Here is a 25424-nt window from a genome sequence, read left to right as displayed (position 1 = left end):
ATTGATGATGAGAATGCGAAAATCCGCCCTGGTGGCAATGACATCAATTCTGTTGTTTGGAGCGTCCGCAGAGGCGGCGACGCTTAAATGGGCGGGGCAGCGGGATATATTCTCCGTTGACCCATACTCCTACGGCTCGACCTCAAATCTCGCTTTTCTCAATCACATTTACGAAGGCCTGGTGCGCTACACGCCGGAATTTGAAGTTGTGCCGGCATTGGCCACAGAGTGGGAGCTGATGGACAATAAATATTGGCGCTTCAAGCTGCGCCAAGGCGTAAAGTTTCACGATGGATCAGATTTTGATGCCGACGACGTCATCGCTTCTCTGAAGCGGGTCAGCGCCCCGTCTTCTCCCTTGCGAGGGAATATTCCGCTTTATGTCGGCTCGAAGAAGGTCGATCAGTACACGGTCGATATCGAGGTTTCAGCGCCATCGCCGCTGTTTCTCAATGATATGACAAATATCTTCATGTTCGATGCGCAATGGCTCGTCGATAACAAGAGCGAACAACCCACCGATGTCGGTGCTCAGGTTGAGGGTTATACAACCTATCACGCCAATGGAACCGGGCCCTTCAAGCTGGAAAGCCGTGTGCCGGACAGCAAGACGACACTTGTCGTGAATGAAGGCTGGTGGGACGAGAAGAAGCATAATCTCGACCGTATTGAATTTACCCCAATTACATCGGCGGCAACGCGTGTTGCCGCTCTCCTGTCCGGCGAAGTTGATCTCGTCGATGCGGCACCTATTCAAGACATTAGCCGCCTTGAAGCAACGCAGGGCATAAAAGTCGACAAGCGTTCGGACTTGCGCACGATTTCCATCGCATTCAACCGCAAGGAAAGGCTGGCTGATGGCCGGGAAAACCCTTTCAATGATTTGCGGGTCCGGCAGGCATTTGACCACGCGATTGATCGGAACCTGATCAACAAGAAGGTGATGCGCGGACTGGCGCATCCAGCCGGGGCATTGGTTGCGCCTGAAATACCCGGTTATGACGCCAAACTTGATGAGCCAGCAAAGTATGATCCGGAACTGTCGCGCAAGCTGCTTGCTGAAGCCGGGCAGACTGATCTCGCCTTTACCTATCTTTGCATGAACGACGAAAGTGTAAACGAGGAGGACGTTTGCTCAGGTGTTGTCAACATGCTGAGCCGGGCCGGCTTCAAGCCGACGCTTGATATTGGGCCGCGTGCGGTGCAGACGCCCAAGCGCTCAAGCGGCAAGTCCGATGTCTATATGGTCGGCTGGGCAAATGAACCTACACTTGATGCCTATTCGATTCTGGTTCAGGTGCTGTCCACCCGCAATGGTGCTGATGGCGTGGCCAATTACGGCGGCTGGTCCTATCCCGAACTCGACAAAATGGTGAAAGACGCGGCCAAAGAGCAGGATCGCGAAAAGCGGTTGGCCATTGAAACCGCGGCGCTGAAGCTTGCCAAGGATGAGGCAATCATGATCCCGCTGCATCAGCAGCCCATGGCATGGGTCACCAACAACAAGATCGAGAGTGTCGTCATCCGGGCTGATAACAAGCCACGGCATTGGCTGACGCGCATGACCGAATGATCGGTAGCGCCTTGAGCGCTATCAGATAACCAAGGAAAGACCTCCGTTCAAGGAGGCGACCAACGTCCAGAAGCGGAGCACAACCAAAATGTTTAAGCGACTAGGCCTTGCGGCCACAGTGGCATTGGGTCTCATTTTACCCGCCCATGCCGAAACTCTCAAATGGGGCGCGCCCCGTGATATCTACTCGCTCGATCCCTATTCCTACGGGGATAGCTATACCATTGCCTTCCTGAACCATGTTTATGAAGGCCTCGTCAGATATGACGCGAAATTGCAGATCGAGCCTGCCCTGGCAACCTCATGGGAAGTTGTCTCGGACTCTATCTGGCGATTCCACCTGCGTCAGGGTGTCAAATTCCATAATGGCGCCGACTTTACATCCGCAGATGTACTGGCTTCACTCACGCGTGTCAGCGATCAGACATCGCCCCTGCGCGGCAATCTGCCAGCTTATAAATCGGCCAAGGTTGTTGATGATTACACGATTGATATCGAGTTGACTGGACCTTACCCGCTGCTCCTTAACGACCTTACCAATATTCACGTCTTTGACGAGACATGGCTGACCGAAAACAATTCGCTGAAGCCGACCGATGTAGGTGCAAAGCTTGAAGGTTATGCGACTTATCATGCCAATGGCACCGGCCCTTTCATTGTCGAGAGCCGGGTGCCTGACAGCAAGACCATTTTGGTGAAGAATGCGCAGTGGTGGGACAAGTCCGAAAGCAATGTTGACCGCATCGAGTTTACGCCCATCGTGTCGGCGGCAACCCGGGTAGCGGCATTGCTGTCAGAAGAGATAAATTTCACCGACAATGCGCCGTCGCAGGACATACCTCGTCTCGCGGCCCAGCCCGGCCTCAAGGTCATGGAGCGTACCGATCTGCGCACCGTGATGATCGGGTTCAACCGCAAGGAAAAACTCGATAACGGCGCTGAAAACAAGTTCAACGATCTACGCGTGCGGCAGGCATTCGCGCATGCGCTTGATCCGCAATTGATCCAGAAGCGCGTCATGCGGGGCAAGTCGCGAACCGCCGGGGCGATCATCGCGCCGGAGATTCCAGGCTATACCGAAGCGCTTGACAAGCCGGTGGCGTTCGATCCGGAACTATCCAAAAAGCTTCTGGCAGAAGCCGGTGCGACAGACCTGCCTTTCACGTTCGTCTGCACCACTGATGCTTATGTCAATGAGGAAGAACTGTGCCAGGGTATGATCAACATGCTCAGCCGTGGCGGTTTCAAACCCCAGCTCGATATTGCGCCAGCGGCCGCACAAACGCCAAAGCGCGCAAATGGCAAGGCGGACGTCTATCTGATCGGCTGGGCCAATGAGCCAATGCTCGACAGCTATTCCATCCTGCTCCAGATGATCCAGACCAAGACGGACAATGCCGGGGTCTTCAATTGGGGTGGATGGACTTATCCTGAAATAGACAAGCTTATTGTTCAGGCATCGACGCAAATGGACAGGAACAAGCGGCTGGAACTTCAGACCAAGGCCCTGCAAATGGTCAAGGACGAGATCATAATGCTTCCTCTCCATCAGCAGCCCATGGCTTGGGTCATGACGGACAATATTGATCGCATCGTCCAGCTGGCGGACAACAAGCCCCGTCATTGGCTGACACATATCGCCAAATAGGTTTGGCGGTCGGCTTCGTCAGCGGCGAGGCCGACAGACTTAGGAGCGCTACATGCTGGTTTTTATTGTGAGGCGTTTGGGAAACGCAATTCTGGTTATGCTCGCAGTAGCCATGCTGGCCTTCCTGATTTTCCGGCTCGCCGGTGACCCGGTGGAGTTGATGGCGAACGAACAGATGACGCAGGCAGACCGGAACGAGCTGCGCGAGCGGCTTGGTCTCAATGATGGTTTGCCAACGCAATATGTTCGCTTCGTCGTCAATGCGGCACAGGGAAATTTCGGGATTTCCTACCGCAATGGACAGGATGTCCTGACACTGATTGCCGACCGTTTTCCAGCAACGCTTGAGCTTGTGCTGGTGGCAACGCTGATCTCCCTCGTGCTGGGAATCCCGCTTGGCGTGCTGACAGCAATCAAGCGTGGTAAATGGTACACTGAAGGATTGCAGTTTCTGTCAATCGTCGGTGTATCATTGCCCAGTTTTGTTGTCGGTATTCTGCTTATCCTGGTCTTTTCCGTCAGCATGGGCTGGCTGCCCGCTTTCGGGCGCGGTGATGTGGTCAAGCTTGGCTGGTGGTCGACAGGGTTTTTGACTTCATCGGGGCGTTTGGCGCTTATCCTGCCATCAATCGCGTTGTCGCTTTATCAAATCACGCTCATCATGCGGCTGGTGCGTGCCGAAATGCTGGAAGTGCTTCGCTCTGACTTTGTGAAGTTTGCGCGGGCGAGGGGTATTCCGCGCTGGCGGATCTATTTCCGCCACGCATTGCGAAACTGCCTGATGCCCGTTGTCACGATGACCGCCATGAATATCGGCTCTTTGATTGCTTTCGCCTTGATCACCGAGACGGTATTCCAGTGGCCGGGCATGGGCATGTTGTTTATCCAGGCGGTGACATTCATCGATATACCGGTCATGGCCGCATATCTGTGCATTATTTCTTTCATTTTCGTTGTTCTGAACATGCTGGTGGATATTGCTTATGCAGTGATTGATCCCCGCTTGCGCAGTGCGCGCTAGAGCAAGGGCCGGATCAATGACTGTTGATGTATCCAAGCCACCCAAACTGCCAAGACCAGCACGGCCACCTCTGCTGCGGCGTATGCGTAATAGCGACCTGTGGTGGTCGTTCAAGCATAGCAAGGTTGCAATTGCCGGTGCGGTGATCTTGGCAATTCTCATCCTTACGGCCGTTTTTGCACCGCTTATCGCCATGCAAAATCCTTATGACGGCGCGCAACTCGATATGTGGAAAGCTGAACTTCCGCCCTATTGGCAGGAAGGTGGCGAATGGCCCTATCTGCTTGGAACCGATACGCAGGGCCGAGATATGCTTTCTGCGATTTTGTACGGGACACGCATTTCCATTTTTATCGGCATTGCCTCCGTCGCGCTGTCATTGCTGATCGGCATGAGCGCTGGACTGGTTGCCGGTTACTTTGAAGGGTTCATTGACAATCTTCTGATGCGCATTGGCGATATCACGCTGTCTATTCCCACGATTCTTGTTGCCATTCTGGTTTCTACGGTGGTGAGACAGATGCTGCCGGCAAATTTTCGTGAGATGGGCGCCTCAGCCGTTCTGGTCTTTGCTATCGCCCTGGCTGCGTGGGTCCAATATGCAAGAACAGTACGCGCCCAGACGATTGTGGAATGCGGCAAGGACTATGTGCATGCGGCGCGGCTGATCAAAGTTCCCGCCCGCCGGATCATGGCAAAACATATTCTCCCAAATACGCTGACGCCTGTCCTCGTCGCCGCAACCCTGAATTTCGGCATGGCTATTTTGACGGAAGCGACGCTCTCTTTTCTGGGTATCGGTATGCCGCCAAGCCAGCCATCGCTTGGCACACTGATCCGCATTGGCAACCAGTTCCTGTTTTCCGGTTCGTGGTGGATCGTGCTCTTCCCGGTGCTTCAGCTGTGCCTGCTTGTCGTTGCAGTTAATCTGATCGGCGACTGGTTGCGCGACGCCCTGAATCCAAAATTGAGGTAGATGATTTATGACCGACTTACTGCTGCGCAATGTGCGACCCATGGCTGGCGAGAATTGCGATATTCTGATCGAGAGTGGCAGGATTTCCGATTTCGGTCGCTTTGAGCCCAAACCCGGCATGCCGGTGGAAGACGGTGGCAATGCCATCGTGGTTCCTGGGCTGATTGATGCCCATACCCATCTCGACAAGACCACATGGGGCATGCCCTGGCATGTGAACAATCGGGCCGCGATCCTGCGCGAGCGTATCGACTTTGAACGGGAACATCGCAGCGATATCGGAATTGACCCGCATCGCCAATCCATGCGTCATGCGATCGGACTGGCGGCTCACGGTGCAACGCATATACGCAGCCATGTCGATATTGATCCCACGCACGGACTTTCCATCGTGGAAGGCGTTTGGGAAACACGCGAAAAACTACGCGATATTATCGACATCGAGATTGTCGCATTTCCGCAATCCGGCCTCATGGTTATGCCCGGCACCAAGGAACTGCTTGATGAAGCGCTTGCACAGGGCTGCGAGGTTCTCGGCGGGATTGATCCTTGCGGTATTGACCGCGATCCGAAGGGTCAGCTGGACACAATATTTGCACTGGCAGTCAAGCATCAGCGGCCGATCGACATCCACCTGCATGAAACCGGCGATCTTGGCGCCTTCACGATGGAGCTGATTTTCGAGCGCATTCGTGCCAATGGCATGCAAGGGAAGGTGGCGATAAGCCATGCTTTTGCGCTCGGCATGAATGATTATCTGCGCGTGGGCAAACTGATAGAGGAGCTTGCCGCTCTGGATGTGGCAATCCTTACGACCGGTGCACCGTCGGCGACCGTGCCCTCGGTCATGAGGCTCAAGGAAGCGGGCATTCGAGTTGGTGGCGGATGCGATGGCATTCGGGATACCTGGGGACCCTGGGGTCAGCCCGATATGCTTGACCGTGCCAAGATCATCGGCATGAAAAACGGAATGCGGAAGGATCACGAGCTGGAACATCTCCTGCACATTGTCTCGCAGGGTGGGGCCGATGTCATGCGGATCGAAGGGTATGGCCTGAAAGCCGGATGCAATGCGGACCTGACATTGCTGACGGGCGAAACGCTGGCCCACGCCGTTGTCGACGTTGCGCCGCGCCCATTGGTCATCAAACGCGGGCGCGTTACAGCCCGCGCGGGTCAAGCCATCATGGAAATGCCATGACAGGCAATCCGGAGAATTTGCAACTCGGTGTCAGATCCAGCGGCAGGACATTGCTGACTGCCGATTGGGTGCTTGGACACCGCGACGGAACACATCGCCTCTTCCGCAAGGGAGAAGTTGTGTTTGAAGACGGCCAAGTGGTGTTCGTTGGCCACGACTTTTCGGGCGAGGTGGCGCGCCGTGCTGATTTTGGCAAGGCGTTGATCAGTCCGGGCCTGATTGATCTGGATGCATTGTCTGATTTGGATACGACTATTCTGGGCATCGACAATCATCCCGGCTGGGCCAAAGGCCGTGTGTGGCCGCGCTCTTATGTCGAAGCCGGTCCCTATGAAATGTATACGCCGGAGGAATTGGCCTTTCAGAAGCGGTTTGCCTTCGGGCAATTGCTTTTGAACGGCATAACGACGGCGGCTCCCATCGCCTCGCTTTTTTATCGCGAATGGGGCGAAACAGTTGCCGAATTCGAAGCGGCGGCAGATGCGGCAGGCGAGATGGGTCTGCGCGTCTATCTCAGCCCTGCCTATCGTTCCGGTGGAATGGTGCTTGAAAGTCCCGGCCAGATCGTGCCCGTCTTTGATGAAGAACGCGGTCTGCGCGGTCTGGATGATGCAATCCGGTTCATCGCGGATCAGTCGGGGCGTCATGATGATCTCGTCAGGGGAATGCTGGCACCGGACCGGGTGGAGACCTGCACAATCGGATTGCTGGAACGCACGGACGCTGCCGCGCGGGAACTCGGCTGCAAGATACGCCTGCATATGGCGCAGGGCATAATGGAAGTCGATACGGTGCGGGCGCTGCACGCAATGACTGCACCCGCCTGGCTTGCCAAGCACAAGCTGCTCAGCGAGCGGCTGATTGCGCCGCATGCGACGAACGCAACCCTGGAAGATTTGCGCCTCTATGCCGAGAGCGGTGTTTCAATTGTTCACTGTCCGCTGGTATCGGCCCGAGGTGGAAACACGCTCAATTCTTTCTCGGCCTGTCGCAGCCGCGGCATCAATATCGCGATGGGCACCGACACGGCGCCAGCGGATATGCTGATGAACCTTTTGGCGGGTTTGATCACCTCCCGCATCAATGATGGCGTGCCGGACCGTGTGCGCTGTGCGGATCTTTTCGACGCGGCCACCCTTGGCGGCGCAAAGGCATTAGGCAGAACAGATATCGGCCAGCTATCGGCGGGTGCGCGCGCGGATATTGCCGTGTTTGCCCTTGATGATGTGATCATGACACCGGCAATTGACCCGATCACAACGCTTGTTACAGGCGGATCTGGCAAGGTGACACGCGCTACTTTCGTGGACGGACGGCTTTCAATGCTTGGCGGCAAGGTTGCGGGTATCGACATGAAGTCCGCCCAGCTACAGGCGCAGGAACAGTTTGACCGCCTTGTCGGGAAGTATCCCGAGCGAAGCTGGGCGCACCCGCCGCTATCTGAAATCTTCCCTTCCAGCTATCCAATGGAGAGCAGCGCAAATGGGTGAAGCAGCTAACCAACTCATTCTTGACGTACGCAACCTCAAGGTGGAATTTCCCGGTCGCCACGGCACTGTTACTGCGCTTTCGGATGTCAGCCTGAATATCCGGGCCGGCGAAATCCTTGGTGTGGTTGGCGAGTCCGGTGCAGGAAAGTCGATGACCGGTCTGGCAATATTGGGGCTGCTGGAGCGTCCCGGTCATATCAGCGGCGGCGAAATCTGGCTTGAACAACGGCGGATCGATACCCTCAACGATTATGAGATGGAGAAGATCAGGGGACGGAAGATCGGGGCGATCTTTCAGGATCCGCTGACCTCGCTCAACCCATTGTTCACCGTTGGCGCGCAATTGAGTGAAACAATCCGCCAACATCTGGATATGAACAAGGCACAGGCGAAAGCCCGGGCGATCGAGCTTCTGGGTGAGGTCGGTATTCCGTCACCTTCCGAGCGCGTCGATCATTATCCGCATCAGTTTTCCGGTGGCATGCGGCAAAGGGTGGTCATCGCCTTGGCGCTCGCTGCATCGCCCCGGCTGATCATCGCCGATGAGCCGACAACGGCGCTTGATGTTTCCATTCAGGCACAGATCATCTCTTTGTTGCGCAGGCTGTGCAAGGAAAAGCAAACCGCGATTATGCTTGTCACCCACGATATGGGCGTCATTGCAGAAGCGGCGGATCGGGTAGCTGTCATGTATGCCGGCAGACTGATCGAGGTCGGTCCGGTGGAACAAGTGCTGCACGCATCAAAACATCCCTATACGAGGGGTCTTATGGCTTCCATTCCAGCACTCGCTGCCAGGGTGGAGCGCCTCAACCAGATCGATGGCTCGATGCCCCGGCTTGATGCCATTCCTGATGGCTGCGCGTTTAATCCACGCTGCACATCTGCTGGGCCGCGTTGTGTTCACGAACAGCCTGAACTCATGCCGGTCGGCGCCGGGGCCAGCGCCTGTTGGCTTAACGCGGGAGGAGTCGCATGACAGATACTCAACAAAGAATGCCGGCTTTCACTGCCGAGCGTCTTATCAAGACATTCGATGTTTCAGCGCCTTGGCTCAGCCGTGTCCTGGATCGGAAGCCGCGCCAATATCTCCATGCCGTCAACGACATCAGTTTTACTGTCCCGTCCGGTGGATGTCTGAGCATTGTCGGCGAAAGTGGTTGCGGCAAATCCACAGTAGCACGCCTGGTGACGGGGCTGCACAAGCCCAGCAGCGGCGAACTGCGCTTTGCCCCAGGCGCAAAAGGGGCTCCGCTGTCCGTGCAGATGATTTTCCAGGACCCCTATGCATCACTCAATCCACGCTGGCGCGTCAAAAATATTGTCGCCGAACCAATACGTGAATTGAAACTGCTTAAGACACGGGGCGAGATTGCAGAACGTGTTGAGGAACTGCTTCAGACTGTTGGCCTGTCGATCTCGGATGGCGAAAAGTTTCCGCATGAGTTTTCCGGCGGGCAACGCCAGCGGATTTCCATCGCGCGTGCCCTCGCCAGCGAACCGGAATTTCTTGTTTGCGATGAACCGACCTCTGCGCTCGATGTGTCGGTACGGGCTCAGGTTCTCAACCTTATGCGGAAACTGCAGGACGAACTCGGCCTGACATACCTGTTCATCAGTCACGATATGAGTGTCGTCCGGCACATGTCGGACCGGATTGCTGTGATGTATCTCGGGCGGATCGTGGAAGAGGGCGATACGGAAAAGCTCTTTGCCGATCCGCGCCATCCTTACACCCAGCTTTTGTTGCAGACGATCCCGAATGTGCAGAACCCGAACCGAAATCGAGCGCCCGCCAGTGGAGAAGTGCCCAGCCCGCTCAAACCGCCATCAGGCTGCACGTTTCATCCCCGCTGCCCCATTGCAACAAAGCGATGCTCAGTGGAGATTCCGGAAGTCCGCATGTTGAACAATGGCACCCGCATCGCTTGTCATCTGGTTGATGAACGAGCAGCCAATGTAGCGGCATGAGAAAGATCGTTTATGCCAGTGCCGAGCGAAGGTCATGGGGCTGGTCGCGAATCTCGCTCAGATCAAGCTCGGTTTCAACATGTTCCAGATGATGCTCCATGAGCCTTGTCGCGGTTGCGGGGTCACCTTTGGCAATCGCTTCAACGATTTCCGCATGCTCGTCCGGACCGCAATTGAAGCGGTTGGTGTTGCGGTAGACCGCAGTGATCAACGAGCTTCTGGAAATCAGATCGCGCATGGTCGCAAAGAGGAAATCGGAACCGGCGACTTCGGCAAGCAGCAAGTGAAAGCCGCCGGACAGTTTGATGATATCGGTCGTAATATTGTGCGCGTTGGCAGTTCTTTCCTTGGCAACGTGGGTTCGTAGCCGTGTCACATTTACCTTGGAGATGGATTTGCAAAGCCGGTCCACGATGCACCGCTCGACAGCTCGCCGCACAAAGAATACGTCGCGCGCTTCCTCTACCGATGGCTGGCATACAAAGGCGCCGCGATTGGGAATGATCGTGACAAGACCGTCGCGCTCCAGCCCGGCAAGAGCCTGGCGAACGCGCGCGCGGCTGACATCAAAAATGGCTGCAAGTTGCCCTTCTTTAAGCTGTACGCCTGGCCGCAATCGCCGTTCGGCAATGGAAAGCCAAATCCGTTCAACGATATCCTGTGCAGAAACCCCTGTTTGTTCAGTCATTCGCGCGTCTCCCAATCGACACAGACAATCGCGATCAGACGAAAAATGTCAACTTATTTTGTCTGCATAATTGTAGACAATTACTACCAATAATTGTACACGATAATAGAATATGCGGGAGGTTGCAATGCAGTTTGATTTTACGAAGTTGGAACCGGACAGCCGGTATCGCCTCCTGACCAACTTTATCGGCCCGCGACCCATTGCGCTTGTGACCACCCGCTCGCAGGCTGGACACAGCAATGCGGCGCCCATGAGCTTTTTCAATGTTTTCTCCCATGATCCGCCGATTGTTGTTCTCGGGGTACAACCGCGTCAATCCGGTGAAGAAAAAGACACGATGGTCAATATCCGGCGCACGGGTGAATTCGTCATCAATATGGTCGACATGGCCATCGCCCGGCAAATGCTTGTTTGCGGTCTGGGCTTTGATAGCGAGATCGATGAACTGGAAATGGCAGGTCTGAAAGCGGCGAAGTGTGCCAAGATAGATGCCAATTATGTGGCGAATGCGCCATGTGCTCTGGAATGCCGCGTGGAACGCCTGATCGAATATCCGCGCCGGGTGCTCATTCTGGGCGAGGTCGTTCACATGCATGTTCGCCGCGATTGTCTCGACGCCGAAGGGCGTTACGTCAATCCTGAGGCCTATCAGCCTATCGCTCGCCTCCATGCTGACAACTATATTACATCTGATCGACAGTTCGTTCTCGAACCCCCGTCAATCTCCGATTTCATTAAATCCCGGCGCGGCTGACGCGATGAAGGACTCGATCATGCATATTTGTCTTGTTAATCCAAACTCTACAGCCTCGATGACTGCTCAGGTTCTTGACAGTGCAATGCGGGTCGCCAATCCAACCACGCATATTACTGCGGTTAACCCGCTGGATACGCCAGTCAGCATCGAAGGTGGCACTGACGAGGCAATGGCGGTTCCGAGCATGCTGTCGGAGATTCTTAAAGGTGAAGCACTGGGTGTCGACGCCTATGTTATTGCGTGTTTTGACGATCCGGGCCTGCATGCGGCGCGGGAAATAGCGCGCGGTCCCGTTATCGGTATCTGTCAGGCTGCTGTACAAGTCGCAATGACCATCAGCCGCAGGTTCACAGTCATTACAACTTTGCCCCGCTCCATTCCTATCATTGAAGATCTGGTGTCCGCTTACGGCGCGGATCGTCATTGCCGCAATGTTCGCGCGATCGATCTGCCCGTGCTCGGAGTGGACAGTGATCCTGCCGAAGCAGAGCGGCTTTTGATGATACAAATTCATAAGGCGAAGCTGGAGGATCGCGCCGAAGCGATTGTGCTTGGTTGTGCAGGCATGTCCGCATTATGCGAGCGGCTAAGCGCTGCGACCGGTGTGACAGTCATTGACGGTGTTACCGCTGCAGTCAAACTCGCCGAGGCGCTGGTGGGAGCAGGCTATGCAACCTCAAAGGTGAACGCCTACGACTTCCCCCGCGTCAAGGCGCCGTCGCAAGTCAAGGTCATCGAACAGGCCTTAAACAGGTAACCGGGCATTTCTTGGCATCGATCGCAGTATACCCTTGTCTCGCTGCCGGCCTTCTTGTTACGCAAAAACGGACCGCGTCAATTGTAGGGTGCCCAGCACTGTTCATGCGGACCGGAATGGGTTGGAAGGTATCGTCGCATGCACGGTGCGTTCGATACTGTGAGAAACACCATTCAAAATTTGCCGCAGTCAACCGATGGGTCATCAGCGCTGGATGAGACAAAATTCGATCGACAATCACGCCGGTGGCAAAGGCGGCGGGGACCAGATTCCCGGTAAAAGCGGCAACAACGACCTGACGATGCCACGATATCCGTTGAGTGGTGAACGTCACGAACCACGACAAAACCGTGGCGGTGGTGACTTCTTGTACGATGCCGGTTGCTGTCGGCATGCAAAAGACTATCAGGAACGAACTTGGCAAATACCGCCCTCGCAATTAGCTCGTCACCATTCGCATCCATTCGGCGCCTGATTACGCAAGCCTTCCACGGTTGCTCTTTGAAATCTTCCGCCCTCTCTCACACGTAGGAGGGCGGCCAACGCCCATGGAGTTTATCAGGCTCCAACATGCCCCTGTATCCGCTCTATTGCGCGAAGCTCTTGTCGATTCAGTAATTGGTCATATATAAAGCAATATAGGCTTATAATTGTCGTATCTGGATTATTGTTATGGGATCACCGAAATCAATCTCTGTCCTCAGAAGGCTTGGACACGACATCCGTGGCGCTCGTCTGCGGCGCGGTATCGCTGTGGCCGATCTGGCGGTGCGCGCGGGCACGTCGCCGAGCACAGTCGCGCGCTTGGAAAAGGGGGATACCGGTGTCGGGATCGGTACGCTGGCGGATATCCTGGTTGTGCTTGGTCTTGTCGACCGGCTGGCTGATCTGATTGACATCCGCAAAGACGATCTGGGTCTGGCATTAGTCGCTGAGCGGCAACCGCGCCGTGGACGATCATTTGCGACCACACTGCGCAGGCAGAAGGCCAAGGGTGAAAGGACACAGGATGATACGGATGTTGTCGATCCGGACGGTGCTTCATTCTGATGCCTGACTTCAACGCCCATGTCGTTCTCGGCGAGAGTCTGACACCGGTTGGTCAGCTGCGGTTCACGCAGGCCGGGCCGCGCCAGTTCTCGACCTTCGCCTATGACCCCGCCTGGATCGAGAACTCCCGCGCTTTTGCCGTACAGCCAGCCTTTCCCCTTGAAGCTGGGCCATTTTACACATCTGGTCAGCCCGGAAACATGCGAGACGCGCTGGCCGGGGTCTTCGCCGACGCCGCACCGGATAGCTGGGGCCGCAGGCTTCTCGAGCGGGCCTATGGTAATGGTCTTTCCGAATTCGAATATCTGACCCTGTCCGATGATACTTGCCGGCAGGGAGCTCTGCGATTTCTCGACGATGCAGGGCAAATCATCCGGGGCGGAGCGTCGGACGTAGTTCCGCGTCTGCTCGACCTGCAGGCGATCACCGCCATCGCGCGGGCGTATGAGCAGGGCAAAGATATTTCCTCCGATGAGATGCAGGTGCTCGCCGGAGCGGGCGGTTCCGGCGGTGCCCGCCCCAAAGCCAATGTCTACGATGGCGAGACGCTTTGGCTTGCCAAGTTCACCTCGGTTCACGACCAACAGCCAATCGAATGCGTCGAGGTTGCAACGCTCCGCCTGGCCCGAGCCTGTGGCATCCGCACACCGGAGGTCAGGCTGGAACTGGCCGATACGCCATATCCGGTCGCTCTGATCCAGCGCTTTGATCGGCGCGGAACTGCCCGTATTCCCTATATCTCGGCGCGTACTGCTTTGGGGAAGACTGGAACCGAGCTCGGTTCCTATACGGAGATCATCGACTTTATGCGGGCAAATGCTGCTAACCCACAGGCCGATTTCCGGGAACTCTTTCTGCGCCTGATCTTCACGATCCTCGTGTCAAACAAGGACGACCACCTGAAGAACCACGGCTTTCTCTATGTGGGAGCCGGCCGCTGGCGATTGTCTCCGGTTTTCGATGTGAATCCTGCGCCGGATCGCAATCCGCATCTTGAAACGGCGATCCTTGAGGGCGACGTGCATGATCGGTCTATCCGTTTGGCCCTCGAAGCGTGCGAGTTCTTTGATATCGCCGAAGCAGAAGCTCGTCGGATGATCCGCGAGACGGCGCTGCGCATTTCCAATGATTGGCGAGAGGGGCTTCGACGGGTGGGCGTCTCGGGTACTCTAGCGCGCGAATACGAAGCCGCCTTCGTCAATGAGCAAACTGACGTCGCTCTTGCAGTATAAGTGTCAGATATGCGTTATTTACTGAATTAATCAATCATATATGACATATTGGGTTTCTTGATTCAAGGCAGTGTTTGGCGCACACGCGCGCTGTCCAGGGCTTCTTTTTCAGGTGCTCGACGAAACGCGTATACATGGTAATTGGAAGTCAACAGTCTGCTCGTTGGGAGTCTATGTGTGGAAATCCGGAGCTTGCGGGCAGCCAAGGCGTCCTGCTGGATTACCAGGAAAGTGGCCAACCTCGCGTCGGTCTCGCGTATTGCGGCAAGTATGACAATGATCCACTGGCTGGTTGGGAAACAAACAAGTTCACATAATGGCGGCAGAACATGACACCGAGATTTGGTGCAGTTGAACGATTCAAGGAAACGTGAAACTGCTTCAGCCAATCGGCGTCACGCGTCGAATTCTCGCAGCAGTTTTTCGCTTTTCTCGACAGGTGTCTGGAAGCGGGAAATCGAAAATACCGCAAGATCGACGGACGGGGTCTGATCGCAGATCATTTGCGCCAGGCACTCGCCCACTGCAGGCGCGATCTGAAATCCGCCGCCACTTGCGCCAAACGCGTGAAAGAGACCCGGCGGGCCGGGCTGCGACCTATCATGGCAGATTGCGCGAGCTCCTCCTTGAAGAAGGATCGGACCACGCAAATGGTTTCGACCTCGCGGATCTGGAAAGCGTGTGCTCCGATCTGATGGAACTGCGCGATCGGCTTATGAAACTTCCCAGCGTGAAGTAGCAGCGCCGGCAGGGCATCAATGACCGCGACTCGCCGTCCAGCTTCAGTTGCTTGCCGCCAGAATAAATTTTCATGCAATTCCAATTAGTTAAATAATCTTAATAATAGAGTGGAAGTAGGGAGGCATCGGCTGCAATAGCGTAGTTTTAGGGGTGATTTGCGCGGCCAATCCCCTCCGGTTCTCACTTTCTCTGGACTGACGGTCTCCCACCAGCTGGCTTTTCGCGCTGCTTTGTTCTCATGAGATTCAGAAGACCAACCTGAACGCGGTTCCGAAGTGATGTAAAGTGCTTTTGGCATGCCGCCGGCAGAATGATGGCGTTGTAATGCAGACTCATGCGCCGGGATGTCCGGTATAGCGGTTCATGCCGATATCTATAGACGTGGCGCGTCGATGGATTTCGGCCATAGTGGAGTGGAAGACTGCGTTGCGTGCCTCCAGTTCAGCATGCGCGGCGAGGTGCGCCGGGACAAGTTCACGGATCTCGGCCAGTATCGCAGCTTCGTTGATTAGTTGCAGGTGGCCCGCATTGAAAACAACCTGTCCTGCAACCATCACCATTTCAATCGAAGAACCATTTTCTGTATAGACAAGCTGCTTCGCGATATCGTTGAGGGGCGTGAAGCCGAGTGTCGTGAGGTCAAGGATCAGCAGATCAGCGGCTTTGCCGATTTCGAGCGAACCGGTCACATTCTCCAGCATGGCACTGCGTGCCCCGCCGATCGTCGCCATGGTGAGAATCTCGTCAGCCCGGATCCACTGATCATGATCCGGGCCGGAGACGCTGTGGATCAGCCCGGCCACCCGCATGACGTCGAAGATGCGAGCAGTGTCATTCGACGAAACGCCATCGGTTCCAAGACCAATGGCTACGCCCGCATTCATCAGGCGGCGAATGGGAGCAATCCCTGCCCCAAGTTTTTGGTTAGAAATGGCATTATGGGCAATTGAGCATCCGGCATCGCCCATAATTTCCATGTCGTTCTGACTTACCCAAACAGAATGGGCGATTGTCGTGTTGCGCGACATCACGCCGAGATCACGCATATAGCCGATCAAGCTCTTGCCGTAGCTTTGATGCCCGGTTACGGCCTGTGTCTTGGTTTCCAGTATATGCGTGTGCAACGGCACGCCCATCTCGACAGCCAGCGCATGGCAAGCCTGCAGCAAGTCCGGGGTGCAGCGTTGCGGCGCCGAGGGTGCGATCATGAAGTTGAGCCGACCGGCCTTGCCATGCAGTGACGCAAATGCGGAACGGCAATAATCGATATAGGCCTCGGCTGACATGGGCGGGCCGAAGTCAAGCTTTTCCTGCAGATGGCGGGGCATGATCTCGCGGGCGAAGGGCAAGGCGTCCAATGTGTGCACGTTCATGGCCGCGCTCGACACATTGGCGCGAATACCTGCGTCCTCATAGGCCCTGAAGACTGTTGATAGCCGTGAGAGATCATGCACCGGCGGATCGAAGAAATCGTCGCAAATCGTTGTAACGCCATTGCGCAGCGAGTCCATGGCAAGAAGAAGGCTGCGCAGGTAAAGCAACCTGTCATTGATGACCGGCCCCATCAATAATGGGTAGGCGTAGAGCAACCAGATTTCCAACGGCATGCCTTCATAGCGCCCGCGAAAAAACGTTTCGCTCGAATGGGTATGCGCATTGATGAGACCCGGCATGACGAGACGGTTTTGGCCGTTGATAAGGGTGGCACTCGGATTGGCAACGAGATTTTGGCCGATGGCAGCGATGCGCCTATCCTCAATCAGAATGTCGCCTTCGAACGGCTTGCTTCCGTTCTGAGGACACATCGTCAAAAGGGTGGCATTCTTGATTAGCGTCTGGGGCATGGGCGTGTCCTATTCGTCGTGTCGTCGCGCCAGGTCCGATGTGGAGCGACGCGAAGCCGGTGTCTATTGATCGCGTAGCTCGCCGAAGCCGCTGGCAGCTTTGGTACCTCCACGCAGGTGCGTGCTGAGCCAGATGCCGAGAACAGTGGCCAAATAGGGCAAAGCGAGCAGCAGGTCATGGGGAACACGGTCGCCGAAAGCCAGCTGAGCCCTGATGCCGAGTGCGCCAACAATGGCAAAGAACATGGCTGCCAGAGCTGCTCCGACAGGATGCCCAGCCCCGAATATGACCGCAGCAAACCCCATGAAGCCCCGGCCGGCGGTCATGTTTTGAGCGAAAATCTGAAGGCTGCCTGCAGCAAGCTCTGCACCCGCCAGTGCACAAAGCACGCCGCCGACCATCAATGCAATGAGGCGCATGACGGCCGGATTGACACCGACACTGCGCGCGGCAAAAGGGTGCTCGCCAGCAGCGGCCAGACGCAGGCCGAAACGGGTACGGCGCAATATCACCCACATTGCCAAGACGATTGCAGGCATGATCAACACGAGGATCGACAAAGACCCGAATGATCCAAAAGCGGAGCCGATGCGTGGCAAGCCGAATGGCGCGCTCACGGCCGCCTGCGTGCCGAATATGGATTGCACGGCGAGTGCTGTGCCGCCCAGCCCCAAACCTGTCAGCCCCAGCCCCGCGATAATCTGGTTGGCCTTGAGCTTCTCCACTACAAACCAGAACAGGATTGATCCAAGCACGCAGACGATAATTGCCCCCAGAAGGGCGAGCCAGATCGATTGTGTTAGCACAATGCCAAGAATGGTCGTGCAGGCGCCAGCGATCATCAGACCTTCAAGGCCAAGATGCCAGACGCCTGTTCGTTGAGCAATCACACCGGCAAGTGTTACGTAAATCAAAGGAGTGCCTGAGCGCAGGATGGCGATTACGAAGTCTTCCATATCCGTCCTCCGATTTTCGCTATCCGGTCGACGGCACTGGATTTTGCGGTGATGAAAAGAGCGATGGCTGCGTTGATGATGTCAATTGCCGAAGAGGGCAGACCAGCCATAATGGGCAGGTAGAGAGCGGCAGACGCAAGCCCGCCAAAGAAAAGTGCCACGAAGGCCGTGCCGACAACCGAGAAGTTGGCAACGAGCGCGATAAGAATCGCGGTGAAACCGTGACCGGGCAGGAACCCCCCGGTCAGCCGTCCATTTGGCCCCATGAATTCGATAGTTCCCGCAAGACCGGCAAGCGCGCCACTGAGGAGAAAACTTGCGAGCCCTATGCGCCATGTTCTTGCGCCCTGCCACTCGACCATTGTCGGGTTGCGACCAGCGAGGCCTGAGAGTACGCCAAAGGCAGTTCGATTGACCAGAAACCACATCGCAAGACCGACGATAACAGCGATGATAATGATCGTCGGAGATAGTCCAAGTGAGTCACTGATCCGGTAGTCACTCGCAATTGGCCGACTTGATGCCTGCTGTCCGGTTCCTGATGGATCTTTAAGAGGGCCGGCCGTGACATAGAGCAGGATAAGACCTGCGATAAAATTTCCCATAAGGGTAGTGATCACTTCGTCAGCACCCGATTTCAGCCGCAGAAGTCCTGGCCAAAGTGCCCACAGCGCACCGCCTGTCATGCCTGCAAGGAAGCAGGCCGTGAGAAGGATAGGTGCCCATACGCCATTGAGCCATTCCGCCATGAAAGCGGCTGCGATGGCTCCCATGTAGAACTGGCCCTGAGCACCGATATTGAAATAGCCTGCTCGAAAGGAGACAGCGACGCCCACAGCGGTGATGAACAGCGGAAGTCCCCAGCGAAGTATCTGTTGCAGTGCGCCGGGTCTGAGGAAGGCGCCATCAGCGATAGACTGGAACATCAAGGAAGCTGAATAGCCAGCGGCCTGAAAGATGATGCCGCAAAGCGCAAGACCCAGCACGATGAAGATCAGCGCACGGAAAACGGTTGCGAACCGATCGATCATCTCAGCACTCCTGTCATGGCTGCGCCGACTGCGGCAAGATCATAGGGGGGACGGAATTCGGCGACGATGCGCCCGGACAGCATGACAATGATGCGATCCGAAATATCGAAGATTTCGTCAAGATCCGACGAGATGAACAATAAACCACAACCACGCGCTCGCGCATTGCGCATCGAGTCCCATACAAAGGAGGTCGCGCCGATATCCAGACCACGTGTGGGCTGCGCCGCGAGAATAAGACGAGCGTCTTCATCCATCTCGCGCGACAGGATGACCTTCTGGGCGTTTCCGCCCGATAAGGAACCCGCACGCTGACTGACGTCGGAATAGCGGACATCCCATTGCTTGAGGGCGCTATCGCATTGCTTGCGAATTGCAGAGGGGTTGATGGTGGATAAAAGCGGTGTCTGAAGAAGACTTCGTGCGGACCAATTTTCCCAAAGGGAACTTGTCATGCTAAGCCCTTCTACATTCCGCTCAAAGGGAATGACGCGCAGCCCGATCGCCCGTCTTGCGGCGAGCGGGGCTCCTGTCACATTCGTTCTGTCGATGGAAATGTCGCCGTTGACGACATCCGCCAATGCTGAAATTGCGCGCACCAGCGTCCTTTGTCCATTTCCCTCAATGCCCGCAACACCGATAATTTCTCCAGGATGAATGTCGAGGGTGATCCCATCGAGCGCAGGGCCTTCGGGGTCGGGTCGCGTGGAAACGTTACGCATCTTGAGGACCGGCGCCGCAATGATGTCCGCTTGCTTTCCGGCATGCGAGATCAGCGCTGTTCCGGTCAAAGCGGCTGTGTCTTCCGGGTTGAGATTGCGGGCAGCAGCTGGCCCGATGATAAGCTCTGCCAGCCGGTTCGCATCAATCCCATTGCTGGCAAGAGGTCCATCAACGAGCTTGCCGCCACGCAGAACCGTGACGGTATCTGCAATTGCCAGAACTTCTCGAATTTTGTGCAGGATAAGGATCACGGTCACGCCGCGCTCCTTGAGATGTCTCACTCGTTCGAAAAGCTTGTCGGCACCTTCGGGAGCCAGAACGGCGGTGGGTTCATCCAGAATGAGCAGCTTTGCGTCCGAAACGAGAGCTCTTGCGATTTCAACCCCTTGCTGGGTCTCAACCGGCAGGTCGCGAATGCGCTGCTTTGCACTCACCTTCACGTCCAGCGCGTCGAGGTGGAGCTGCCACCGCTTTTCAAGTTTTGCCTTTGTAAAGAACCTTCCACCTTCCGCGCCGAACTGCATTGCTTCAGCGACCGTGAAGGAAGGCGGTAGCGCGAAGCTCTGGTGGACGAGTTCAACACCTGAACGCCGGGCATCCCTGACGTTGCCGCCCGCAAGCGGGCAACCGTCGATCTCGATCTGACCCGATGCAGGGCGAACCAGACCGGCCAGGACGCGGGCAAACGTCGTCTTGCCCGCGCCATTTTGGCCGACTACGGCGTGGATCATACCACGTTCGAAAACGGCTCCGACATTAGACAGCGCGAGGACATGGCCGTAGCGAACGGTCACGTCGCGGCATTCAAATATTGGGGGGCTAAGTTTTGTCATCGCGGCATGATCCAGTCGAAGCTCAGAGCTTTGTATCGAACGGAACCTTCAACGATCCGTCGAGAATTGCTGCTCGTGCCGCTGCAATCTCAGGCTCTACTTCCTTTGCCTTGGCAACAATGTCAGCCGGCCCCTGTTCGGCGAAGAGCGGCGACGGGATGAAGTCAATAACGCCTGTTCCCAAACCGGTATGCTCATGGATTCCGCCAGCAAATTCGCTGCCAAATGCCTTCTTTACCTCGTTATAGAGCGAGGTTCCAAAGTCGAGGCCGACGATTGAAATCACGGATTTGGGACCCTGCGGGAATTGAGCAGGATCAAGGACACTCACCAAACGGCCTTCCGTCTCTTTTGCTGCGGCAATGATACCGAAATCTGTTGCTGCGGCATCAGTCTGGATGAAGTCAATGCCACTTGAATACATCTGTGTAGCAATCTCCTGACCCTTTGCCGGATCTTGAAAAGATCCTGCAAAGGCGATTTTGACCGATGCATCCGGACGCACGGACAAGGCACCTGACTTGAATGCATTATAGTCGGCATTGATTGGCGGAATGGATACGCCCCCGATGAAGCCAAGCTTGCCCGACTTGCTCACACGCGCGGCAAAAATGCCGGAGAGATAACAGCCGAGATAGTAATCATAGGACACTGTCACGACATTGGGGATTGCTGGCTCGAAAGGATCAGCGAAAAGTTGAATCCACTTTGTCTCGGGGTAGGAAGGAGCAAGCGCTTTGAAGGGTTCCGCCACCTCATTGAAGGTCGAAACAATCACTGCCGCGCCAGCATCGCCGAGAGTGCGGAAAATGGTCTCATAGGTCGCTGGGTCCTGAGCGTATACGGCGCGATATTGGAAGCCCAACTCTTTGGAGAGTTGTGTGAGCTTGGCAATCATGGAGTCCACTGGACCGGCATCACCCGCCGCTTGCGTGTGCACAAGCGCAACGAGACCGCTTGCAGCGCGTGCAGTGGCTATCAATTGACCACCTGTAATTGTAAGGGCGGCCAATCCTGCCGAGGCCTTGAGTAGTGTGCGACGGCCGACAGGCCGGTGCAGCATATTCATTTCATTTGAAGTCTTTGTCATGTTCCCATTTCCTTGCTCTGGAGGTTGTATATCAGCAACTTCTTATTGGGGCGGCTTCGTTTGCCGCCCGGTCGTCATCGGGGTCCAAGATTGTGGACCCTTCTCACTTCAGACATCCCCCGTCTCAGGCGCCGGGAGAAAATGGTGCCGGATTCATAATCATCACGTCCTGACTCTGAATGGCATCGAGAGACCAGACCCCGGAGATGAATGCCTGCCAGTCCGGGTCAGCATACATGGCTGCCCGCCTTGCCTCCCGGTCGGCAAGACTGTCATAACGCCACATCAGAACTGTTGTGTGCAGGTGGCCGATCTCGCTGACATAAAGGCCGAGGAATGTGTTGAGGTGCCGCCTCTGGATCGGCAGGCCCTCGGTCTCGTATTTTTTCAGCCAGCCGTCGACTGTTCCAGGGCGGAATGTATAGGTGCGATGTTCAACGATCATATGGATGGCTCCTTGAGAATGAATTCAGCGGCCCGCTCCCCGATCATGATCGCCGGGGCATTTGTGTTGCCGCTTGAAATGATTGGCATGATCGAAGCGTCAGCAACGCGCAGGCCCTTTATGCCGTGAACTTTCAATCGAGAGTCGACGACGGCCATTTGGTCACTGCCCATTTTGCAGGTGCCGACCGGGTGGAACGTCGTCATGGCATTGGCACGCAGCCACTTGATCATTTCCGCGTCGCTTTCGACGGCGGGACCTGGAGCAAGTTCTTTGCCGCGATATTTATCGAAAGCTGTCTGCCTGATGATGTCCCGCGTCATGCGGATCGCATTGATCATCGTTTGAATATCAAATTCTGTTTGCAGATAGTTCGCGGTGATGCGTGGCCTGTCCATAGGATCGGCCGAGCGCAGTCTGATCTCCCCGCGGCTCTCTGGATTGACTGGCCCGACGCGCAATGAAAAGCCGTGATTGGCCTCCACACGCTCTTTCTTGAATGGATTTGGAAAATGCAGGTTCGCGGTTTTTTCGAGAGCTGGCATGAAGTGAAGCTGGATGTCGGGTGCAACCAGGTCTTGACGCGATTTGACGAAGGCTCCGGCTTCATAGGGAAACGTCGTCGCGATTCCTTTCCCGAACAGCATGCCCTGGATCACCGACCAGGTAAGCTTGTCGGCGCGCAGGTCCGAATAGAGTGTGACCGGCTCCCGGCACTCATAGGACATGACACAATCGACATGATCCTGAAGGTTTTTGCCTACACCGGGAAGGTCTTGGACGACCGGAATATTGTGTTGTGCGAGTTCGTCTGCAGTGCCGATCCCAGAAAGCATGAGAATCTGCGGTGAGTTGACGACACCGGCAGACAGGATCACCTCACGGTCTGCAAAGACCTGCGAAATATTGCCCTTTCGATTGAACTCGACGCCGATAGCCCGGCCATTCTCGATCAGGACGCGCCGTGTATGAGCGCGTGAGATAATTGTCAGGTTCGGGCGTTTCTTTGCCGGGCGCAGGAAGGCATAGGCCGCCGAGCAGCGTTTGCCCTTGGCTATGGTGAAGTCATAGCGACCGAAACCTTCCTGTTCGTCGCCGTTGAAATCGTCATTGAGAGGAAATCCCGCTTGTCCGCCTGCCTCGTTGAAAACGTCCAGCAGGCTGTTCCAGCCGCGTGCCCGGCAGACCGTTAGTTCGCCTTTGGAATTGTGGTAAGCGCCATTGCGTTGCACGTGGCTCTCGGAACGGAGGAAGGCGGGCAATACTTCATCGTATGACCATCCCGTTGCGCCAATCTGCGCCCAGCGATCATAGTCGTGGCGGTTTCCGCGAACATATATCATGCCATTGATGGTGGATGTTCCGCCGAGCACCTTGCCGCGAGGCCAATAGAGGGAGCGTCCGTTCAGATGCGGCTCCGGTTCGGTGTGGTAGTGCCAGTTATAGATGCCCGAATGAAATAGCTTGCCCATAAGCATGGGCAGCCGAAACAACGGGTTGAGATCCCGTCCGCCCGCCTCAAGCAAAAGCACTTTGTTGGAGGGATCGGCGGATAAGCGGTTTGCCAGGACGCAGCCTGCCGAGCCGGCGCCTATGATTATGAAATCGAATGTTTTCGTTGCCGCCATGGTTACCACGCGATGGGACGGGCGCCCATCTCCTTCAGAGAGTCGTTGCAAAGAATGAATGGATTGGGTTTGGAAAGGACGGCTTCAGCATGGGCGGGATGATTGCGCAGAATGCAGCGAAGATTCCCACTGGCCGACTCGTCAATGCCAGCGTCTGCCAGCGCGTCCGCGGAGGCGCCACCGAACCCAATGAAAACCAGTGGCTTGCCCCGGGAGGCGAGCGCGCGCAGGGTTTCCACGATCAGTGGATGCCAGAGTCGCAGATGGCCCTTCGTCTGATGCTCATCCATATTCACTTTGAAACGGGTCAGTGTCAGCGAGGCATTCAGGAGCAGAACGCCATTTGAGACCCAGCGGTCCGCTATAGCGGATGGATGTTCGATGTCGATTGCACCGCTTTCCATGGCGGTAAGTGTCTTCGGCCAGTCTTCGAAGCTGCGGGCGTATGATAGATCGCCCGTTCGCGCTGCCACGATCATCTGCATATAGGCCCGAATGCTCTTGGAGAACATCTTGTTAAGTTCGTGCCAACCCGCAAGATTCCCAGCCTCAAAGGCCCGTCCGGTAGCAAAACCCGGTTCGGGGTAGGGGTCCTGACCCAGAATGACACAATGAATATCGTGCGGAGTAATACCGTCAAATGCCCTCAGGCAGTGCGCGCCGGGAGGCATTCCCGGAAAATGCTTGCCGAAACGAACGGGGAAAATCGGCTCCCAGACTTCAAGCTCGAGTTCGGGCGCTATCGCTTCAATGTCAGGCCCCGCATGCCCGATCAGCGCGCGCCATGGTGCAGTCAGATCGGCGGACCAATCTGACAGAAATTCCTCCATGGCGGCCTTTAACAATATTGGCATTCCCGCGTCCCCCGACTGGCCGACTCTGGCAGGTCTTTTCGAGAACCTGACCATTTTGTCAGCTTTTCATGAAAAAACTTGACCAAATTGTCAACTTCTTTTTTAGTGGCGCCACGATTCTTTACGGACCATTCAATGGGACAGACGTACCTCCGAAGCGAAAAGGAGTGTTGACGTGGGCGATTATTCAGACAAAACCTTATGGGAAATAACGGGATACCAATGGCAGAAGAACTTAGCGCAACTCATGCCGCCGCCGAAAAAGGGCTTACAGCGCAGGCCGCGTCGGATGAGCCGATCAGAGCACGTAATGTGCTCAAGATCTTGACTGCCGCTGTCGAGATATTCTCGCGCAAAGGTCTTGATGGGGCCCGCATCGTTGAAATCGCCAAGGCTTCGGGTCTGCCCAAGGGCAATGTCTATTATTATTTCTCGTCCAAAGAGGAAATCTACAACGCTGCCATAGATCACCTGATCCATAGTTGGGATGATGCGTTCCGGCATATTTCTGCCGATCGTGAGCCCGGCGATGCGATCGAGGCCTATGTGCGCGCAAAGCTGGACAATGCCAGGGAGAACGCCGCGGAGACGCGCCTTTTCGCAAATGAGATATTGCAGGGAGCTGAACACCTTTCGGTTGCAGCACGCGATCACATGCGAACTGTTACGTCCGAAAAGGCGAAGGTAATCGATGCATGGGCAGCGGCTGGAAAGATCAAGAAACTCGATGCGCGCCACCTGTTCATTCTGTTGTGGTCAGTGACGCAATTCTATGCCGAATTCGAGGCACTGGCCTGCGATGCGCTCAATGTCAGCGAACTAACAGCAGTGGACTATGACATGGCTGCAAAGACGATCACGCAGACGGTATTGGGGGGGCTTCTGACCCGACCGTCATGATGATTCAGTAA

The 25424-nt window shown here is 55.8% G+C and carries 23 protein-coding genes; 13 read left to right on the top strand and 10 right to left on the bottom strand.

Features of this window, described 5'->3' with window-relative positions:
- The first annotated feature begins 4 nt into the window (after positions 1 to 4).
- From ACYJL1_RS19245 to ACYJL1_RS19210, 8 genes are all read left to right on the top strand, one after another.
- Entirely contained in the window at positions 5 to 1573 is a 1569-nt protein-coding gene (locus ACYJL1_RS19245) for an ABC transporter substrate-binding protein (protein ID WP_460898535.1), read from the top strand.
- Positions 1574 to 1661: 88 nt separating this feature from the next.
- Positions 1662 to 3221 carry an ABC transporter substrate-binding protein gene (locus tag ACYJL1_RS19240; RefSeq protein WP_460898534.1) on the top strand — a complete coding sequence of 520 codons (1560 nt, stop codon included), beginning with the start codon at positions 1662 to 1664 and terminating at the stop codon, positions 3219 to 3221.
- A 52-nt stretch (positions 3222 to 3273) separates the two neighbouring features.
- A complete protein-coding gene (locus tag ACYJL1_RS19235) occupies positions 3274 to 4242 on the top strand; it encodes an ABC transporter permease (protein WP_460898533.1) in 969 nt (322 codons plus the stop codon).
- A 16-nt stretch (positions 4243 to 4258) separates the two neighbouring features.
- Positions 4259 to 5218, top strand: coding sequence for an ABC transporter permease (locus tag ACYJL1_RS19230; protein ID WP_460898532.1), 960 nt, complete (start codon positions 4259 to 4261; stop codon positions 5216 to 5218).
- Positions 5219 to 5225: 7 nt separating this feature from the next.
- A complete protein-coding gene (locus ACYJL1_RS19225; protein ID WP_460898531.1) occupies positions 5226 to 6419 on the top strand; it encodes an amidohydrolase family protein in 1194 nt (397 codons plus the stop codon).
- Complete coding sequence (locus ACYJL1_RS19220) at positions 6416 to 7909, top strand: amidohydrolase family protein (protein ID WP_460898530.1); 1494 nt, start codon at positions 6416 to 6418, stop codon at positions 7907 to 7909. The genes ACYJL1_RS19225 and ACYJL1_RS19220 overlap by 4 nt, the downstream gene beginning before the upstream one ends.
- Positions 7902 to 8888, top strand: a complete 987-nt coding sequence (locus ACYJL1_RS19215) for an ABC transporter ATP-binding protein (protein ID WP_460898529.1) — start codon at positions 7902 to 7904, stop codon at positions 8886 to 8888. The genes ACYJL1_RS19220 and ACYJL1_RS19215 overlap by 8 nt, the downstream gene beginning before the upstream one ends.
- Complete coding sequence (locus ACYJL1_RS19210; RefSeq protein WP_460898528.1) at positions 8885 to 9880, top strand: ABC transporter ATP-binding protein; 996 nt, start codon at positions 8885 to 8887, stop codon at positions 9878 to 9880. The genes ACYJL1_RS19215 and ACYJL1_RS19210 overlap by 4 nt, the downstream gene beginning before the upstream one ends.
- Positions 9881 to 9890: 10 nt before the next feature.
- Here ACYJL1_RS19210 and ACYJL1_RS19205 read toward each other — a convergent pair whose 3' ends face one another.
- Positions 9891 to 10568, bottom strand: a complete 678-nt coding sequence (locus tag ACYJL1_RS19205) for a GntR family transcriptional regulator (protein WP_460898527.1) — start codon at positions 10566 to 10568, stop codon at positions 9891 to 9893.
- Positions 10569 to 10695: 127 nt separating this feature from the next.
- Between ACYJL1_RS19205 and ACYJL1_RS19200 the strand changes: the two genes are divergently transcribed.
- The 4 genes from ACYJL1_RS19200 (at position 10696) to ACYJL1_RS19185 (ending at position 14367) form a co-directional block, all read left to right on the top strand.
- Complete coding sequence (locus ACYJL1_RS19200; protein ID WP_460898526.1) at positions 10696 to 11325, top strand: flavin reductase family protein; 630 nt, start codon at positions 10696 to 10698, stop codon at positions 11323 to 11325.
- 19 nt (positions 11326 to 11344) lie between these two features.
- Positions 11345 to 12085, top strand: coding sequence for an aspartate/glutamate racemase family protein (locus ACYJL1_RS19195; RefSeq protein ID WP_460898525.1), 741 nt, complete (start codon positions 11345 to 11347; stop codon positions 12083 to 12085).
- Positions 12086 to 12757: 672 nt separating this feature from the next.
- Entirely contained in the window at positions 12758 to 13135 is a 378-nt protein-coding gene (locus ACYJL1_RS19190; RefSeq protein ID WP_460898524.1) for a helix-turn-helix domain-containing protein, read from the top strand.
- On the top strand, positions 13135 to 14367 hold the full coding sequence (locus ACYJL1_RS19185; protein ID WP_460898523.1) for a type II toxin-antitoxin system HipA family toxin: 1233 nt from the start codon (positions 13135 to 13137) through the stop codon (positions 14365 to 14367). Before ACYJL1_RS19190 ends, ACYJL1_RS19185 begins: the two co-directional genes overlap by 1 nt.
- A 499-nt stretch (positions 14368 to 14866) precedes the next feature.
- Here ACYJL1_RS19185 and ACYJL1_RS19180 read toward each other — a convergent pair whose 3' ends face one another.
- The 9 genes from ACYJL1_RS19180 to ACYJL1_RS19140 form a co-directional block, all read right to left on the bottom strand.
- On the bottom strand, positions 14867 to 15190 hold the full coding sequence (locus ACYJL1_RS19180; protein ID WP_460898522.1) for a hypothetical protein: 324 nt from the start codon (positions 15188 to 15190) through the stop codon (positions 14867 to 14869).
- Positions 15191 to 15440: 250 nt separating this feature from the next.
- On the bottom strand, positions 15441 to 16952 hold the full coding sequence (locus tag ACYJL1_RS19175; RefSeq protein WP_460898521.1) for an amidohydrolase family protein: 1512 nt from the start codon (positions 16950 to 16952) through the stop codon (positions 15441 to 15443).
- A gap of 63 nt (positions 16953 to 17015) precedes the next feature.
- Positions 17016 to 17909, bottom strand: coding sequence for an ABC transporter permease (locus ACYJL1_RS19170; RefSeq protein WP_460898520.1), 894 nt, complete (start codon positions 17907 to 17909; stop codon positions 17016 to 17018).
- The gene (locus tag ACYJL1_RS19165; RefSeq protein ID WP_460898519.1) at positions 17894 to 18940 is read right to left on the bottom strand and encodes an ABC transporter permease; all 1047 of its coding nucleotides are present in this window, start codon (positions 18938 to 18940) and stop codon (positions 17894 to 17896) included. Before ACYJL1_RS19165 ends, ACYJL1_RS19170 begins: the two co-directional genes overlap by 16 nt.
- On the bottom strand, positions 18937 to 20496 hold the full coding sequence (locus ACYJL1_RS19160) for an ABC transporter ATP-binding protein (RefSeq protein ID WP_460898518.1): 1560 nt from the start codon (positions 20494 to 20496) through the stop codon (positions 18937 to 18939). Before ACYJL1_RS19160 ends, ACYJL1_RS19165 begins: the two co-directional genes overlap by 4 nt.
- Positions 20497 to 20518: 22 nt before the next feature.
- On the bottom strand, positions 20519 to 21586 hold the full coding sequence (locus ACYJL1_RS19155; RefSeq protein ID WP_460898517.1) for a BMP family ABC transporter substrate-binding protein: 1068 nt from the start codon (positions 21584 to 21586) through the stop codon (positions 20519 to 20521).
- Positions 21587 to 21710: 124 nt separating this feature from the next.
- A complete protein-coding gene (locus ACYJL1_RS19150; RefSeq protein ID WP_460898516.1) occupies positions 21711 to 22031 on the bottom strand; it encodes an NIPSNAP family protein in 321 nt (106 codons plus the stop codon).
- Positions 22028 to 23659 carry a GMC family oxidoreductase gene (locus tag ACYJL1_RS19145; protein WP_460898515.1) on the bottom strand — a complete coding sequence of 544 codons (1632 nt, stop codon included), beginning with the start codon at positions 23657 to 23659 and terminating at the stop codon, positions 22028 to 22030. The genes ACYJL1_RS19150 and ACYJL1_RS19145 overlap by 4 nt, the downstream gene beginning before the upstream one ends.
- 2 nt (positions 23660 to 23661) lie before the next feature.
- Positions 23662 to 24513 (bottom strand): uracil-DNA glycosylase family protein, encoded by an 852-nt coding sequence (locus ACYJL1_RS19140; RefSeq protein WP_460898514.1) that lies wholly within the window; start codon positions 24511 to 24513, stop codon positions 23662 to 23664.
- A gap of 222 nt (positions 24514 to 24735) precedes the next feature.
- On the opposite strand from ACYJL1_RS19140, the gene ACYJL1_RS19135 reads away from it, so the two are divergent.
- Positions 24736 to 25413, top strand: a complete 678-nt coding sequence (locus ACYJL1_RS19135; protein ID WP_460898513.1) for a TetR family transcriptional regulator C-terminal domain-containing protein — start codon at positions 24736 to 24738, stop codon at positions 25411 to 25413.
- Positions 25414 to 25424 lie beyond the last annotated feature (11 nt).

Source organism: Phyllobacterium sp. K27 (genome assembly GCF_054796155.1).
The sequence above is the reverse complement of the archived record's forward strand: the minus strand, read 5'-3'. Positions and strand labels throughout refer to the sequence as shown.